The organism is Nonomuraea turkmeniaca (genome assembly GCF_005889735.1).
In the GTDB taxonomy this organism is placed as follows: domain Bacteria; phylum Actinomycetota; class Actinomycetes; order Streptosporangiales; family Streptosporangiaceae; genus Nonomuraea; species Nonomuraea turkmeniaca.
Genome location: NZ_VCKY01000257.1, coordinates 1 through 14,733, shown reverse-complemented (window position 1 = coordinate 14,733; position 14,733 = coordinate 1). Strand labels below are relative to the sequence as shown.

Genomic DNA, 14,733 nt, shown 5'->3' with positions numbered 1-14,733 from the left:
GGAGAGCAGGGGGCCGGGGTCGTGGGAGCTGGCCGCCACGTACGCGTCGTGCAGGTCCGCGATCAGATCCTCGTGCTGGTCAGGGCGGATGCGCTGGATCCTCATGCGGCCAGCAAAGCGCACCTGCGGCGGCCGGGGCGAACGATTTCCGCCCGGCCAGCGGCCTCACACCGGCGGCCTACTGGCGGTAGTTCTCCACCTCGCCGGGCTGGCGCACGGCGGCGCTGTCCGGGTTCTCTCCCGCGCTGCGCCGGGCGCGCCGCTGTCTGAGCAGATCCCAGCACTGGTCGAGGGCCGTCTCCAGTTGCTTGATACGCGCGTGCTCCTCGTCCGTCGTCACCTCGCCGGCCGTCAACCTGTCGCGCAGCTCGTGCTCCTCGTTGACCAGAGCGCTGATCCTGGTGAGTATCTCGTCGTCCCGCATGTCCAAGACTGTACTCACCCCCCCCGTGCTAGAAGAACGTCTGGTATCGCGCTGTTGACCTGCTCCCCGGTCGCAAGCTGAAGACCAGGGACTCCCGTGCCGCTTAGGCGGCAACTCGTGGCGCGGGTGACGCACCGGGAGCTGTGGTACGGGATGCTTGACGCTTCGCCGACCCGGTGGGGTCTCCACGCCCTAACACGACCAGCCCGGCCGCGTATCCTCTGGCTTTGATGTTCTTCGCAGCGTTCACGTCGGCGTGCTCGACATGCCCGCAGGAGGTGCATCGGAAGTCTGCTTGGCTCTCGCGAGACTTGCCATCCACCTTCCCGCAGACCGGGTTCGAGCAGGTCTGTGACGTGTACGCGGGATCCACGACCCGGATGTCGGTCCCGGTGTAGCGGGCCTTGGCCCGCAAGGCGACCTCCAGGCCGTACCAGCCCTTATCCAGAATCGATCTGTTCAGCCCGGCTTTGGCCGCACGTCCGTTGGGCAGGTACGCGCCCGGCTTGCCGGGGTCGGGGTTCGGCGCGACCGACGCGGTCATCGCCCGAATGTTCAGCTTCTCCAGCGTGACGATCGCGTTGTCGCGGGTGAGCCGGTGCGCGGTTTGGGAATTGAAGTCGGCGCGCCGCCATCGCGCTCGCCGCATCAGATCACCCATCGCCCGCACGACACGCTCGCGCCGGTTGGAGCCCTTCTTCGACCGGGCGAGCTTGCGTTGGAGCCGCCGGTACCGTTGGGCCTCCCCTGCAGTGAGGAACCCCTTATCATCCGGGTTGTCGCCGGTCGCGATCGGTGGGGGAGGAGCCGACGACACGCTGTTCTCACTGGCGTGGCGGCGGTCGAAGAATTCCCCGTCACTGGTGACGGCAGCGGTGACCACTCCCCGGTCCACACCGGCATGACGGTCCGGATGGGCGTGTTCGGTGACCTCGTCAAGGCCATCGTCCACCAGAACGCTGATGAACCAATGTTTGCCGTCGCGGGTCACGGTCGCAGACTTCATCCTCGCGCCCAGGGGACGGGACATGCGGAATCTCACCCACCCGAACTTCGGCAGGAACACCCGCCCCCACTTGTGGCTGATCCGCTCGATGGGGATCTGCTCGGCGGTCGGAAACCGAAACGACGGCGTCCACCTCGCCGAGCCTTCCACCGCACCTTCCACGTGCCGTGCGTGCGGCACGCCAGATCCAGATCCTTCAGCGTCTGCTGTATGACCTGCGCGGGAGCATCGGCCAACCATGCAAAGTCCGGGTCGGTCTTCGCCTCGGTGAGCTGGCGACACTGCTCCTGGTAGGTGATGAACGCGCCCCGGTGTCGATATGCGCGCCGCTGCTCCAAGCCGGTGTTCCACACGCTGCGGCAGATCCCGCCCAGTTGCTCAGCGAAGGCTCGTTGACCGAAGTCGAACTCCAACCGGTACTTCCGACCCGCCAACACGCGTGCAACACCTCCCCCCTCGACCACTCCCGCCACAAGGAACTCGAACACATTGTCCGGTTCATGAGTCAGGAGGTGGAGTATCCACGCGGTAAGTGCATGGTTACCTGATCCGTGTCATCTGGTATTCGTCACCACGTACCGCAAGAACGTCTTCGATGACGCGATGTTGCGCCGCTGCGAGGATGTTCTGTCGAGCTGTGCGTTCTCGCGATATGAGATTCAGGACGGCGCATCCCGAGACGTCTGGTAGCGTGCTTGGCATGCTGCGCGGACTGCTTCTTAGCTGCCGCGGCGGGGGCCTCTAAGGCCGGCTCCCTCGCCGCGGAGCCAGTCGTGCGCGTCGGCCGCTTCCATTCGAAGACCGACGAGGAGCATCCGACATGACCGCTCAGCAGCCCAGCTCTATGCCGATCCATCGTTATCAGCCTTATCAGCCCGTCCGGCTCACCGATCGCACCTGGCCCGACCAGGTCATCACCAAGGCGCCCCGCTGGTGCGCGGTGGACCTGCGCGACGGCAACCAGGCCCTGATCGACCCGATGGACTCCCACCGCAAGCTCAAGATGTTCGAGCTGCTGGTACGCATGGGTTACAAGGAGATCGAGGTAGGCTTCCCCGCCGCCTCGCAGACCGACTTCGACTTCATCCGGCAGATCATCGAAGAAGGCCGCATCCCGGACGACGTCGTCATCCAGGTGCTGACCCAGGCGAGGCCGGAGCTGATCGAGCGGACCTTCGAGTCGATCGAGGGCGCCAAGCAGGCCATCGTCCACCTCTACAACTCGACGTCCACGCTACAGCGGCGCGTCGTGTTCGGCCAGGACAGGGACGGCATCACGGCCATCGCGGTCGAGGGCGCCAAGCTGGTCAAGAAGCTCGCCGACGCGACCGACGTGGACGTCTACTTCCAGTACTCGCCGGAGTCGTTCACCGGCACCGAGCTGGAGTACGCCGTGGAGGTGTGCGACGCGGTCAACGACGTGTGGCAGCCCACCCCGGAGCGCAAGGTCATCATCAACCTGCCGGCCACCGTCGAGATGGCCACCCCCAACGTCTACGCCGACCAGATCGAGTGGATGCACCGCCACCTCAGGCACCGCGACTCGATCGTGCTGTCGCTGCACCCGCACAACGACCGCGGCACCGCCGTGGCCGCCGCCGAGCAGGGCTACATGGCGGGCGCTGACCGCATCGAGGGCTGCCTGTTCGGCAACGGTGAGCGCACCGGCAACGTGTGCCTGGTCACGCTGGGCATGAACCTGTTCTCCCAGGGCGTCGACCCCGAGATCGACTTCAGCGACATCGACGAGATCCGCCGGGTCACCGAATACTGCAACCAGCTGCCCGTGCACCCGCGCCACCCGTGGGGCGGCGAGCTGGTCTACACCGCCTTCTCCGGCTCCCACCAGGACGCCATCAAGAAGGGCTTCGAGCACCTGGAGCGCGACGCCGCGGCGGCGGGCGTGCCCGTGGACGAGTTCACCTGGGCGGTGCCGTACCTGCCGATCGACCCGAAGGACATCGGGCGCACGTACGAGGCCGTGATCCGGGTCAACAGCCAGTCCGGCAAGGGCGGCGTCGCCTACATCATGAAGGCCGACCACCAGCTGGACCTGCCGCGCCGGCTGCAGATCGAGTTCTCCAAGGTTGTGCAGGCCCGCACGGACGAGCAGGGCGGCGAGGTCGGTCCGGCCGAGATGTTCGAGATCTTCCGGGACGAATACCTGCCCAACCCGGCCAACCGGTGGGGCCGCCTCAGCCTCATGGCACACCGCCACGAATCCACGGTGGACGACAAGGACCGCATCAGCGCCGACGTGCGCCTCGACGGGGAGATCCGTGAGGTCGAGGGCTCCGGCAACGGCCCGATCTCGGCGTTCATCGACGCGATCGCGGGGGTCGGGATCCAGGTGCGGGTGCTCGACTACGTGGAGCACGCCATGAGCGCCGGGACCGACGCCAAGGCGGCGTCTTACCTGGAGTGCGAGGTCAACGGGCAGGTGCTGTGGGGTGTCGGCATCGACGCCAACACCACCTCCGCCTCTCTCAAGGCCATCATCTCCGCGGTCAACCGCGCTTCCCGCTGACCTTCCTTAGTAGGTCCTTGGACTCCGGCCCGCAATGACCTGCGGGGACGGTGCTCGGCACGCGGCCCACAAGGCCCTGCCCTGATCACTCGACCGCGCCTCGACCAACGGGAGGCGCGGTCGCAGGTCCGGTTTGGACACAATTGGATTCGTACGCGGCCGTGAAGTCGCCCGGTTCCGCGCCAGCGACCTGTGGATCACCTGCGCATTGGAATTTCGCGGCCTCCGATAGCGGCAGTGGCAGCTGCATATCACCAGCGCAGATCGACGAAACGATCAGGTGACACGTGCCCGGAGATAGGCTGATCTGATCCCGTCCGATCGGCCCTGGAGACCACGTGGTGCACTCACTCGTCGTCGGCATCGCTGGCGGCTCCGCGTCAGGCAAGACCACGATCACCACCCGGTTGCGTACCGCCGTCGAGCAATCCGGACGCACCGTGGACGTGCTCGCCAGCGATCCGTACATGTATCACGACGTCGATCGCGGCCCGACTTTCGTATCCCCCACGACCGGTGAGGTGACCTTCGACTGCAACCGGCCCGAGTCGGTCGACTGGCTCGCTTTCCTGCGCGACCTCGGCACCCGGACCAGCGACGTAGCAGCGCCGGACGTGCTGCTTGTCGAAGGACTCATGATCTTGCATGTCGCAGCGGTGCGCGAGCGGCTCGATCTGCGGCTCTTCGTCGAGCTCGACGCGGACGAGCGTGCGCTGCGTCGGCTGCTGCGGGATATGAAGGAGCCGCGCGGACTGCGCGAGCCGGAGGTGATCGCCAATTACTACCGGGAGAGCGCTCGGATCGGGCACGCGCTGTATATCGAGCCGTCCCGGCAGTACGCCGACATCATTGTGCGCGGTGACGCCCCGCCGGATCGGGTGCAACCGTTGTTGCTGGCGATGATCGATCGGCTGCTCGGGGAGCACAGTGCCCGCGAGCCCTCGACCTAGCAGCCGTCGCACCTACGTCACTGAATAGTTACGCGCGGTCGAGTTGTTTTATGTGCCGGGCGTGCAGTCGTAGAGTTCGCCGTAGCGTTTTTGGGCGATGCGCATGAGTTCGGTCATATCTTTGATTGCATCCCTCCCTTTAGCGATTCGGGCCAGGTAGATGGTGACCAACTGCTCTTTCCCATCGCATCGGAACTTTGCGACGACTCGGTAAGGCTGATCGGCGAAAGGTGAATTCGGCAGGTACGCGGCCAGGCCATCGCCCAGATCGGTAGGGAGCGTGACTCCGCCACGCCTGCTGTACACCTGACGCCTGTCCTCAAGAACGAAATCCAGTTGCTCTCGAGGCATCCCGTCGCCCTCCTGCATCCATCTCACCTCCAGCGGACGAGGGGTTGTATCCGGCGCCCAGCAGTCGCCATCGTTCTGACTGCCGTCCGTTTTCTCGGCGAGAGGGCCGGTCACGCCGCTGACAAGGCGAAATGCCTGTTCAGGGATGAGCTTGCAAATGTATGGCGCGGAATCCATGACCGGTTGCGGGGCTAGGGCCGGTGAGGAGACGGTGTCGTTTTCCGGGGTACAGGCTGCGACGAGCAACACGAGAGTAGTAAGAGCGCCAGGCAGGAGAGCATGTCTCATTTGCCATCCCCGGAGGAGGAGGGGGTCTGAAGGTCGAGATAGTCGTGCACCTTTGTGGTCTCACGAAAGGTGTTTTCGAAGCGATCAAGCAGGTCGTTTGCTCCCCCGCTTTCGCGAGCCCACGCGAGGAACTGGCTGTATTGCTGTGGCGTCATCTCGGCGAAGGGCTTGATCCTGGGCGGATTTCCGGTCGTGAATGAGTGCTTCTTATGGCCAAGCCCGTCCAGCATGTCCTTGTTCAGCATGGCTGTGGCGAGCATCTGCTCCGCCAGCCTCTCCGCCGCCAGCCGATTGTTCGCAAGCGTTGCGTGCGTCTCGTCCATGGTCCGCCCATGCTCGAACATCCGCTGGGCGACCTGCTTGGCGATCTCGTCATACGCGGCTCCGGCCAGCTTGTCGTACCCGTTGCCGAGCAACTCGCCGAACACGCCTTTGGCCAACTCGCCCACTGGCTTGGCCCCCGGCACCGGGAGCAGCCCCAGCGCGCTGCCTACCATGCTCTTCAGCGCCTCGTCCGCCTTCTTGTCGTCCAGCCCCTGTGCAATCAGCGCCTGGCGACGGATCTCCACGATGAAACCGAAGGGTCGTGCCTCCGCCGTGGCCCGGTCCACCAGGAACTGCTTGATGTCAGACTTGTCGACTTGCCCATTCCCGTTGAAGTCGTACTGCTTGACGTCGGACTTCGTGAATCCGAGCCGCTCGGCGTTGGAAGCGTTGAGGCCGACCGGAGGCACGGTGTCGAGTGCCGCTCTCATGTGTTCCGTCTGAGCCCTCATCAGCGCCTCGAACGCGGCGTCGTCGCGAGTGGCCAGCACCATCGCGTAGGCCATGTCCTTGGCCGCCACGTCACCGAACTTCTCAGCGTTCAGGAGGAGCTCGGAAAGCTCATGGATGTTGGCTGCGATTGCGCGGCCCAGCGGGTAGGCCAGGGGTACGTAGCGATCGAATAGATCTCTGTTTCTGATCTCCAGGTCTTCCGTCTCTTTGCCGAAGGCGTCGCGTACCTGATCGGAGAGGGTCTTGATCATTTCTGCGGCGAGCTTCTTAGAAGTCGCGTCCTGGCCGGTCGTTGCGATCGTCAGCATGTCCCTGATCGGCTTGTAGTCGTTCAGGAAACGCGATGCGCTCCACCGGGTCGTGATCAGATAGTCGAGCACGGACTCCTTCCACCCGGCCGGCGTGTGATCCAGCAGCGCCTGGGACGCCTGCCGGCTGGACTTCGCCGCGTGGAACAGGTTGTCCACCACCGCTGATTGGGGCTCCATACCTGGGCTGCCCGCCTGCGCTCCCGGCCTCAACAGGGTGCCAAGGCCGAGCGCGCCGGCCAGGTCGATGATGGGGAGCTGCTTTCCCTTGACGTAACGGCCCAGCGGATCCTTGGCCGCCGCCCATTGGTCCTTGCGCTGCTCGTGCTCGTAGACGATCACGTCACGCCCGACGACCTCCATGAACTCCTTCGAGTACGGCGGCTTCCCGTCGTGAGCACGCCAGATGAGCGCCTGAGCCTGGTAACCGGAGTATTTCGTGTCACCTGCCTTGTGCTCGGCCCGCCCCTCCTTCACCAGGCCCTTGAGGAAGTCGGCGCCCATGTAAGCGGGACTCCTCGGATCCGTCCCTTTGGCCAGAGCCGTGCTCAGCATGCCCAGGACCTTCTGTCCCTGCCTGGAGAGCTGGGTCACGCCTTCGGCGTCCTGACGCTTTCTGGCGTCGCGCAACTGCATGGCGAGAGCCCCGGGCACCCGCGTCACGCCGAGCGCGCCCAGCGTGCGGAGGAATGACTTGACAAACTCCGGGTCCCCGGTCCGCGACGCGTATTTCTCCAGCTCGCCCAGCGCCTTGCGGTCGCCGTCCGCAGCCTTCAGCGCGGCACGACCCGCCAGCGTCCCGTCGAGCAGCCCTTGAGCGGCCTCCAGGCTGTCAGGCACCTCCAGGAAGCTCCCTTTAGGGGTGCTCCTCCCGAAGGTGACCTTCTGCCGCTGCAGCTCGTGGACCAGTTTCTGCCGCCGCCGCAGGTCCTCGGCCTGTGTGGTGACCCGTCCAGCCAACTGCCGCAGCCGCGCAGCCGGTGCAGTGTCGAGCTCGGCGCTCTGCAACTCCTTGTGCAGAGCCTGCGCCAGCTCTTCCAACTGGCTGGCGGTCTGGGTGTGCTTGCTCGTCATCGTGTCGAATTCGGGTTGCTTGACCCCGCTGAACTCGCTCATGGCTTGTCCGGAGTCGAGGCCAGCTTCTGTTTCGCGCTGTCTACGGCCTGTGCGAGCATGGCCCGCAGTTCCCGCTGGTCGGCGTGGACCTGGGTGTCGAATCGGGCCCCCGTCGGCCCCACCCAGGTGTCCTTCTCCATGAAACGGCAGGAGGGATCGAGCGCCCACCAGTGGTCATCCGACAGCCGCTGAATCCGCTGGGCAACGGCCCGCATCGCCTCACGATCGAGGTCAGCCACGACGATCCTCCTCGTACGGCTCGCTGCACCAAAACAGATCAGGAGGCGGCGTCTCCCACGTCTTTCACACGCTAATCAACATCACGTCAACAGAACAAGCTTAAACGCAGTGAAAGGTATGGCGGGTTCGAATTTTGTTCGAGAATGAGCGTTTTGTCTAACTCGGGCGTAGGCTCCGGTTACCTTCAAAGAAGGAGAGCGCGCGGAGTCAACGCGACCACCTGGTCGAAACACGATCTTCAGTTAGCCGTGTCGGGTATGAATTAACTGCGGTTCTATGCGCCTCTTCACTCAAGGAGAGTGAAACCCTGCGGGATGCTCGTTGAACATCGACTGAAGCAGCTCGGCTCCGTTAAGAAGCTCTGACCTCGCCTTTTGAAGCGAAACGGTCCGCGCTTTCAATCAGGGGCAAGCGAATGCAACGGAGGTTGCAATGTCCCGTGAACCCGCCGTCGTCAAGAGCGCGATCGTCGGCGCGCTGGCCGCGCTCGTGCACATCCTGGTCGTAGTCTTCGGCGTGACTCTGCAACCTGCCCATGACGGAGGTCGTGACGCTGCGGGCACCCGGTCGCCGCTGTGACCGCGGAACGCGAGAGGTTCTGCGCCGAACGCGACGCACAGGCAAGCTGGCAGGGTCACGCCGGCGGCAACGCGGTGATCCCTGGAGTCGTCGAGGGTTGAGGCGGCACAGTGCTAGCGGTGCTTGGTGATCGTGGTCCGCTTGCGCCGCTTCAACCAGATGAACGGATTGGCCATCCCAACGGTGAAGATCATCCATAGGTCGTGGCCCAACGTCCAGGCCGGTTTCGACACACTCTTGCCGACGTTCTTCACGGCGATCGGCTTCGCGCGCTCCGCAGCTCCTCCTGTGCGAATAGGTTGACGGGCCAGGTCGTCAGGAGAGCGTCCACTCGCCCTTCTGATCGGCGAATCCGCTGTTCAGCGCGAATTGAAACTTGGCCAGCTTCGCCGGCTCGGGCACTTCGAACACGATCACGCCTTTCCTGGTGTCGCCAGTGTTGATCGTGGCCAAGCCGCCAAACGACTGCCCTTCCTGCACCTGGTGAAAAGTGGACCGGTACTGCTGCCCCTCGCTGTCGATCAGAATCGCCCCGTTGGTGGGGGTGTCGCTGTAGACTGCTTGTCCTTGGTTCGCCAATGTCACCTCGAGCGCCACGAATTTATTGCCCGATTGCGGCTTCGAGAACTGATCACCCGTGGCTGGGTTCACTACCTTGTTCAGTGTGACCGTCACCTTCAACCCAGGGTCCATCCCCTGCAAGGTGATCGCGCCGCCGATCGTTGCCGTAGAGGGCTGCTCCTCCTTCGCCGCCTCCGAGTTCTCCGCCGGGGGAGCACTAGCCGACGGCTCTTTGGACGGCATAACCATGTTCGGCGAGTCGGCCTCCGTCACCACCGCTTCCCGGCCCGTGTCGACCAGGACCAGCGCCACAGCGGCACAGCCGCCGAGGAGCAGCAGGGGTATGCCGACCGCGAGCAGCACGATCAGGCCGACGTTGCTGCGCCGTGGCGAAGGCGGCGGGCTGGTAGGCGGCTGATACCCGTACTGCGGTTGGGGCCCGCTATGGCCGTAGGTCTGTTGTGGGTGCTGCTGGCCGTACGGATCTTGCGGCTGCTGCGGGTAGCCCATGGCGCGGCTCCAGGTAGAGGACAGGGGCGTGATGGGACGCTCCAAGCATGCGCCTGGTTAACCGAGATCACATGTCCAGATCCGGACATCTACCCGAGGGAGCGCTGTGACGATGCCTGCCGATGAGCCAACGCTGGGCGAGGTGGTCCGAACCCTGGCCAGGATCGAACGCGGCCTCGGCATCCGCCTCGACGGCATCAACGTCCAAGATCGACCGTGACACGGTCCTGTCACGGAGCTCGATGCGTTCTACCGACCTCGTGCTCGCGCCATTCGATTAGCCGCTTAGGGGCTGGCATAACGGGCCTAAGGTTCGCCGTTGCGGCCGACGAGCCCCCTGGCGTGCGGTGCTATTGGGAGCCCGGGAAACGCGAAATAGCCATAAGGGGCTTAGTCGAATTCTCCATTCTTTACGCCGCCGATGAAGGCGGCCCATTCGCCGGAAGTGAAGATCAGGGAAGGACCTGTGGGGTTCTTGCTGTCGCGGACGCCTCGGCGTCCCTCGGACAGCTTGGCCACCTCAACGCAGTTGCCTCCATTGCTGCCCGAGTAGGAAGACTTGATCCATGTGGCTGCCCGTACTTCCTGGGTCAGCTCGTCCATCGCTGCTTCGTCTCCTTGATCAAATTTATGGATTCGCGCTGGGACAGCGCCTCAGAACGGATCCCTTCGTACCTGAATGCTAGGGTCCTGACGCTCTCTGTCCAGTCGGTTACCTGTGCGTTGGACGCGGCTTCGACGTATGCCGTGTCGGGCGTTCCATGAGCCTGGGCGATGGCGAATCCTCCGAGAAGGCCGGTCGTGGAGTAGGCATTGACAGGAAGAACCTGGATGGTAATCCGGGGTGCCTGGGCGGCTTCGAGAAGATGCGCGAGCTGCGCAGCCATCACGCTCGGGCTGCCGATCGGGCGGTGTAGAACACCCTCATCGAGAACCACCCAGAGCATGGGTGGTTTGGGTCGTCGGAGGATCGACTGTCGTTCCATGCGAGCGGTCACATGCTCGTCGATCTCCTCTGGTGTCACACCAGGTTCGCCGCTCAGAATCGCCCTTGCATAGTCCTCGGTCTGGAGTAGGCCGGGCACGATCAGTGGTTCCCAGGTCCGGATCGCCTCCGCTGTGGCCTCCACGTCGAGCCACGGACGGAACCATGGTGGGGCCGAAGCGTGGCTGACCATCGGCCAGAGCCGCATCAGCGCTCCCTCGGCCTCCAGCGCCTCGTCGCAGAGGCGCGCGAACTCCTCCGTTGGCGACCGCCTCGCCGTCTCGATCATGCTGATCGTGCCGACAGAGTAGGACACCGATTTCGACAGGTGAAGCTGGGACCAGCCTCGGGCCTTGCGGTGTCGCCGCAGTTCGAAGCCAAAGAGCGCAGTCGGCGAGTCCGCGGGGCATAGCTCGCTTTCCTTCGGCACCTGACCTCCTGGGGGATTGCCACTGTTTCAAGGAAGGTTTCAGCGGAACCGTTGATGTCATGTCGAAGTCGACTGACTACTCAGTGTAGCTAAAGCTTTGGGATGGTGGACAAGGAAGGTGGAGATCGACTTCTTCGTGTGGGTGAAGTGATGAAACCAGCGGCCGCCGAGCCGAGGGCCATCGGTTCGATCCATCTGGCGGCTATTCGCGAGTCCGTATCGCGCGCACGCGCGCAAGTGCGCAGATGGCTGGGGGACGATCATCCGTCTGTCGACGAGGCCGTGCTGGCCGCGTCCGAGCTCCTGACGAACGCGCTCCGGCACTCCAATGCCAGGACATACGACCTCATCGGCCTCACTGTTGCCATGGCAGAGGGGGTGGTCTACGTGGAGGTACGTGACCCAGGTTCCACGTTCTCCGCGCCCCACATCCGCCAGGAGCCGGAGTCGGAAGACGGCCGCGGATTGCTGATCATTACTGAGATCTCCCAAGACTGGGGAGTTATAGAGCATGGCAGCGGGCTTGGCCGGACCGTCTGGTGCGCTATCCGAGCCGTCCCGCCTTCCCCTGGCCAATCCGCTATTCGTAGACCTCGAAGCCCGTCTGCACCGCGCGCTCACGCACTTCATCGGGGTGTTCCTGAGGCTGACAGCGCGTGAATCTTCCTTCCGCCCGCGCAGCCAGACGCGGATTAGGTAGGGGCTACTCATGACGCCCTGAGCGCGGCTCCGTAAGTTCTGCGGCGAAGAGGGGCGTTACCGGAAGCCAACGGGGCGCGGGGGGACGCTCCGGAAAGAGGGTGCTCAGTGCCCAGACTGAAGTGGCTTCAGGGGCTGCTGCTGACCGGCGTACTGGTCCTGACAAGTGTGGTGGCCGCCTTACCGGCGTACGCCGACTTCATCAGCGCCAACTCGACGCTCAAGAACGACGGCATTCTGCCGATGATCAAGGTGTTCGAGAAACTGGATCACGGCTGCTGGGGCGAAGGCGCCGCGCCGCCGGATCGGGTCGAACCGGGCGAGAAGGTGAGCTGGCGCGCCGAGTCGTGCGACCTGTCGATCGGCACCGGGACCGAGGGCGAGGTCTGGTACCGCCCCTACGGCGCGTCGGACGACGTCGTCTACCGGTTCTACTGGGACGTCCCCACGTTCGGGACGAACACCGCCCAGAACGGCGGAAATCCCGGCTGCACCCACAGCCAGAGCGGCCCCGGAGATGGCAACAACGTCTACATCGACTTCACCGTCGCCTGCAAGGCCTCCACGATCGACAACATCCCCGACATCTGGAAGCTCCACCCGGTCGTCATGGATCCCGACGGGGACGGGCTGAACAAGCAGGAGATCGACCTCAACGCGATGGGCGCGGCCGTCGGTCAGAAGGACATCTTCGTTCAGTTCGACTGGATGGCGGACAACACCCACAACGAGCAGTTCAGCACCGCCGCACTGCGCCGGATCATCGCCACGTACAACGCCAATGGATACTTCCTGCACATCGACGCGGGCCCGCAGAGCCCCCTCGACACCACCGGAGCGACCTGGGGCAACCTGAGCCGGGCGAGAGCGGTCGGTTACCAGGCCCAGCTCGGCAACGTGATGATCAATCCAAGCGGCGGCGCCACCTACAACTGGACGGCCTTCGACGCGATCAAGAATGCCGCCTTCCCCGCCACCGGACGTGGGGAGATCTTCCGGTACGTGCTCGCGGCCGACCGGATCGGGCCCGCCGCCGTCCGCGGTCTCACCCGGAGTGGGGACACGGATGTCATTTTCAGCCTCAACAGCATGGCGAATGACGCCGACAACGAGGTCGCCGTCTTCATGCACGAAATCGGCCACTCCCTCGGCCTCGGGCACGGCGGCGACAGCAAGAACAACTTCAAGCCGAACTACTTCAGCGCGATGAACTACCTGTTCGACTTCGAAGGCATCACCAAGAACGGCGTGACGAACTGGGACTACTCCCACGGCGGCCAGGACCCGTTGAACGAGGTCAACCCGCCGGGCCTGGACGAGTCCATCGGCCTGGGCGCGAAGGGCAAGGGTTTCACGACCTCGCACTTCTGCCCGGACAGGGTCGTCGCGGGCGTCTCAATCCCGGCCGGCCGCATTCCTGTGCCCGACGCGGGCAACCCCATCGACTGGGACTGCGACGGCGTCATCGCGGCCCCCGGGACCAAGGTGAGCGCCGACATCAACCTCAGCAACAACGAGCCGGCCGGCACCCTCAACACTCTCGTCGACCACGACGATTGGAAGGCCATCGACATCACCCGCGGCGACATCGGCCGGTACGACCAGCCCGCCGTGGAAGCGCCGATCGTGACGGAGGTGGACGACCTTCCCCCCGAGCACGCCGAGGTGCTGCCCGTAGACACCACGCCCCCGGTCACCACCGCCGAGTCAGCCCCTGCGCCGAACGCGGCGGGCTGGAACAACACCGATGTCACCGTCACCCTCAAGCCGACCGACGACATCTCCGGTCTCGCCCGCACGGAGTACAGCGTGGATGACGGCCCCTGGACCGTCTACACCGACCCGGTCGTCCTTTCGACCGACGCCGTCCGCACTGTCAAATACCGTTCCACCGACCGCTCCCTCAACACCGAGGAGGCCAAGTCCCTGACGGTCAAGCTCGACAAGACCGCGCCGACCGTCACCTACACCGGCGCCAAGGAGACCTACGGCATTCTCGAAACCGTCGACATCACCTGCACCGCCGCGGACAACCTCTCCGGCGTCGACACCACCACCTGCAAGGACATCTCCGGTCCTGCCTACGACTTCGACCCGGCGGGCAACACCTTCTCGGCCACCGCCACCGACGTCGCGGGCAACACCGGCCAGGCGTCCTCCGTCACCTTCAAACTGGTCGTCACCTATGCCGACCTGTGCACTCTGACCAAGCGCTTCGTCACCAACGAAGGCGTGGCCAGGGCCAACGCCATGTGCGCCCAGCTCGACGCCGCCGAGCGCGCCGAGGACAGGGGGAACGTCACGGCGAAGACCAACGCCGTCAACGCTTACCTCAACCAGGTGAGCGCGGCCGTCAGCGGTCACTATCTCACTCCAGCCCAGGCCATCATCCTCAAGAAGCTGGCTGCCGCTCTGTAATCCGACCCGCCCTGTAACGCGACCCGCCCTGTCATCCGATCCGACGCGAGTGGGCCACCGGACGCCCGGTGGCCCACTCGCATTCTTGCTGACCTCGCCAGGGCCGATGGCGTGCGTCGCCCGCTGTCCCGCGGCGCGGCCGCCGGCGCCTACCAACCCACCACCACTTAGTGAACGTTGCGTTTCTATATTGCGAAGCCTATGCTGGCTAGAGAACGCTACGTTCTCTAAGGAGATCGGACGCTTATGGCTGTCGTGCTGTCGGGTCTGATACTGGCGATGCTGTTGGGCGCGCTCGATCAGACGATCATGGCCCCCGCCCTCCCGGCTGTCGCGGGCAGCCTTGGCGGGCTCGATCAGATGCCTGCCGTCGTCACCGCCTACCTCGTCGCCGCCACCGTCGTCATGCCCGTCTACGGCAAGCTCGGCGACCGGTACGGCCGCAAACCCACCATGCAGGTGGCCATCGTCATCTTCGTCACCGGCGCCGTATTGTGCGCCCTGGCCACGTCGATGCCGCAGTTCATCGCCTTCCGCGCGGTGCAGGGGCTCGGCGGGGGGTGT

At 64.6% G+C, this 14,733-nt stretch carries 15 protein-coding genes and 1 pseudogene; 6 read left to right on the top strand and 10 right to left on the bottom strand.

Translation table 11 applies throughout. The features are described from left to right. Nucleotides 1-178 precede the first annotated feature (178 nt). From ETD86_RS45350 to ETD86_RS58750, 3 genes and pseudogenes are all read right to left on the bottom strand, one after another. Complete coding sequence (locus ETD86_RS45350) at nucleotides 179-424, bottom strand: DUF2630 family protein (RefSeq protein ID WP_138672821.1); 246 nt, start codon at nucleotides 422-424, stop codon at nucleotides 179-181. A gap of 103 nt (nucleotides 425-527) precedes the next feature. After that, a complete protein-coding gene (locus ETD86_RS45345) occupies nucleotides 528-1,592 on the bottom strand; it encodes an RNA-guided endonuclease InsQ/TnpB family protein (RefSeq protein WP_246149279.1) in 1,065 nt (354 codons plus the stop codon). A gap of 203 nt (nucleotides 1,593-1,795) precedes the next feature. Further along, nucleotides 1,796-1,867: pseudogene (locus ETD86_RS58750) on the bottom strand (hypothetical protein); the annotation flags it as partial. Between the two features lie 383 nt (nucleotides 1,868-2,250). Between ETD86_RS58750 and leuA the strand changes: the two are divergent. After that, nucleotides 2,251-3,957 (top strand): 2-isopropylmalate synthase, encoded by a 1,707-nt coding sequence (gene leuA, locus ETD86_RS45340; RefSeq protein WP_138672820.1) that lies wholly within the window; start codon nucleotides 2,251-2,253, stop codon nucleotides 3,955-3,957. A 338-nt stretch (nucleotides 3,958-4,295) separates the two neighbouring features. Continuing rightward, nucleotides 4,296-4,907 carry a uridine kinase family protein gene (locus ETD86_RS45335; RefSeq protein WP_138672819.1) on the top strand — a complete coding sequence of 204 codons (612 nt, stop codon included), beginning with the start codon at nucleotides 4,296-4,298 and terminating at the stop codon, nucleotides 4,905-4,907. A gap of 48 nt (nucleotides 4,908-4,955) precedes the next feature. Here the strand turns inward: ETD86_RS45335 and ETD86_RS45330 are convergent, their stop codons facing one another. From ETD86_RS45330 to ETD86_RS45320, 3 genes are read right to left on the bottom strand one after another with little or no spacing between them, the layout of a single operon-like run. Then, nucleotides 4,956-5,507, bottom strand: a complete 552-nt coding sequence (locus ETD86_RS45330; protein ID WP_138672818.1) for a hypothetical protein — start codon at nucleotides 5,505-5,507, stop codon at nucleotides 4,956-4,958. 35 nt (nucleotides 5,508-5,542) lie between these two features. Further along, on the bottom strand, nucleotides 5,543-7,747 hold the full coding sequence (locus ETD86_RS45325; protein WP_138672817.1) for a hypothetical protein: 2,205 nt from the start codon (nucleotides 7,745-7,747) through the stop codon (nucleotides 5,543-5,545). Then, complete coding sequence (locus ETD86_RS45320; protein WP_138672816.1) at nucleotides 7,744-7,986, bottom strand: hypothetical protein; 243 nt, start codon at nucleotides 7,984-7,986, stop codon at nucleotides 7,744-7,746. Before ETD86_RS45320 ends, ETD86_RS45325 begins: the two co-directional genes overlap by 4 nt. Nucleotides 7,987-8,419: 433 nt before the next feature. Between ETD86_RS45320 and ETD86_RS56060 the strand changes: the two genes are divergently transcribed. Next, a complete protein-coding gene (locus ETD86_RS56060) occupies nucleotides 8,420-8,566 on the top strand; it encodes a hypothetical protein (RefSeq protein WP_170223614.1) in 147 nt (48 codons plus the stop codon). A gap of 113 nt (nucleotides 8,567-8,679) precedes the next feature. On the opposite strand, the gene ETD86_RS56055 is transcribed toward ETD86_RS56060, so the two are convergent. The 4 genes from ETD86_RS56055 to ETD86_RS45305 all read right to left on the bottom strand — a co-directional run bounded on the left by ETD86_RS56055 (nucleotide 8,680) and on the right by ETD86_RS45305 (nucleotide 11,052). Next, the gene (locus ETD86_RS56055; RefSeq protein ID WP_170223613.1) at nucleotides 8,680-8,820 is read right to left on the bottom strand and encodes a hypothetical protein; all 141 of its coding nucleotides are present in this window, start codon (nucleotides 8,818-8,820) and stop codon (nucleotides 8,680-8,682) included. A 61-nt stretch (nucleotides 8,821-8,881) separates the two neighbouring features. After that, complete coding sequence (locus tag ETD86_RS45315; RefSeq protein ID WP_138672815.1) at nucleotides 8,882-9,637, bottom strand: DUF4352 domain-containing protein; 756 nt, start codon at nucleotides 9,635-9,637, stop codon at nucleotides 8,882-8,884. 390 nt (nucleotides 9,638-10,027) lie between these two features. Continuing rightward, a complete protein-coding gene (locus ETD86_RS45310) occupies nucleotides 10,028-10,240 on the bottom strand; it encodes a DUF397 domain-containing protein (RefSeq protein WP_138672814.1) in 213 nt (70 codons plus the stop codon). Continuing rightward, nucleotides 10,228-11,052, bottom strand: a complete 825-nt coding sequence (locus ETD86_RS45305) for a helix-turn-helix domain-containing protein (protein ID WP_138672813.1) — start codon at nucleotides 11,050-11,052, stop codon at nucleotides 10,228-10,230. The genes ETD86_RS45310 and ETD86_RS45305 overlap by 13 nt, the downstream gene beginning before the upstream one ends. Nucleotides 11,053-11,154: 102 nt before the next feature. Between ETD86_RS45305 and ETD86_RS60395 the strand changes: the two genes are divergently transcribed. From ETD86_RS60395 to ETD86_RS45290, 3 genes are all read left to right on the top strand, one after another. Continuing rightward, on the top strand, nucleotides 11,155-11,712 hold the full coding sequence (locus ETD86_RS60395; RefSeq protein ID WP_138672812.1) for an ATP-binding protein: 558 nt from the start codon (nucleotides 11,155-11,157) through the stop codon (nucleotides 11,710-11,712). A gap of 147 nt (nucleotides 11,713-11,859) precedes the next feature. After that, on the top strand, nucleotides 11,860-14,169 hold the full coding sequence (locus tag ETD86_RS45295) for an OmpL47-type beta-barrel domain-containing protein (RefSeq protein ID WP_138672811.1): 2,310 nt from the start codon (nucleotides 11,860-11,862) through the stop codon (nucleotides 14,167-14,169). 246 nt (nucleotides 14,170-14,415) lie between these two features. After that, nucleotides 14,416-14,733, top strand: a 318-nt coding sequence (locus tag ETD86_RS45290) for an MFS transporter (protein ID WP_138672810.1), incomplete at its 3' end; no start/stop codon positions are given.

What these genes read in the sequence shown, in the direction of transcription:
- ETD86_RS45350 (WP_138672821.1), bottom strand. Translation starts at nt 424, where the DNA reads ATGCGGGACGACGAGATACTCACCAGGATCAGCGCTCTGGTCAACGAG.
- leuA (WP_138672820.1), top strand. Translation starts at nt 2,251, where the DNA reads ATGACCGCTCAGCAGCCCAGCTCTATGCCGATCCATCGTTATCAGCCT.
- ETD86_RS45325 (WP_138672817.1), bottom strand. Translation starts at nt 7,747, where the DNA reads ATGAGCGAGTTCAGCGGGGTCAAGCAACCCGAATTCGACACGATGACG.
- ETD86_RS56060 (WP_170223614.1), top strand. Translation starts at nt 8,420, where the DNA reads ATGTCCCGTGAACCCGCCGTCGTCAAGAGCGCGATCGTCGGCGCGCTG.
- ETD86_RS45315 (WP_138672815.1), bottom strand. Translation starts at nt 9,637, where the DNA reads ATGGGCTACCCGCAGCAGCCGCAAGATCCGTACGGCCAGCAGCACCCA.
- ETD86_RS45310 (WP_138672814.1), bottom strand. Translation starts at nt 10,240, where the DNA reads ATGGACGAGCTGACCCAGGAAGTACGGGCAGCCACATGGATCAAGTCT.
- ETD86_RS60395 (WP_138672812.1), top strand. Translation starts at nt 11,155, where the DNA reads ATGGTGGACAAGGAAGGTGGAGATCGACTTCTTCGTGTGGGTGAAGTG.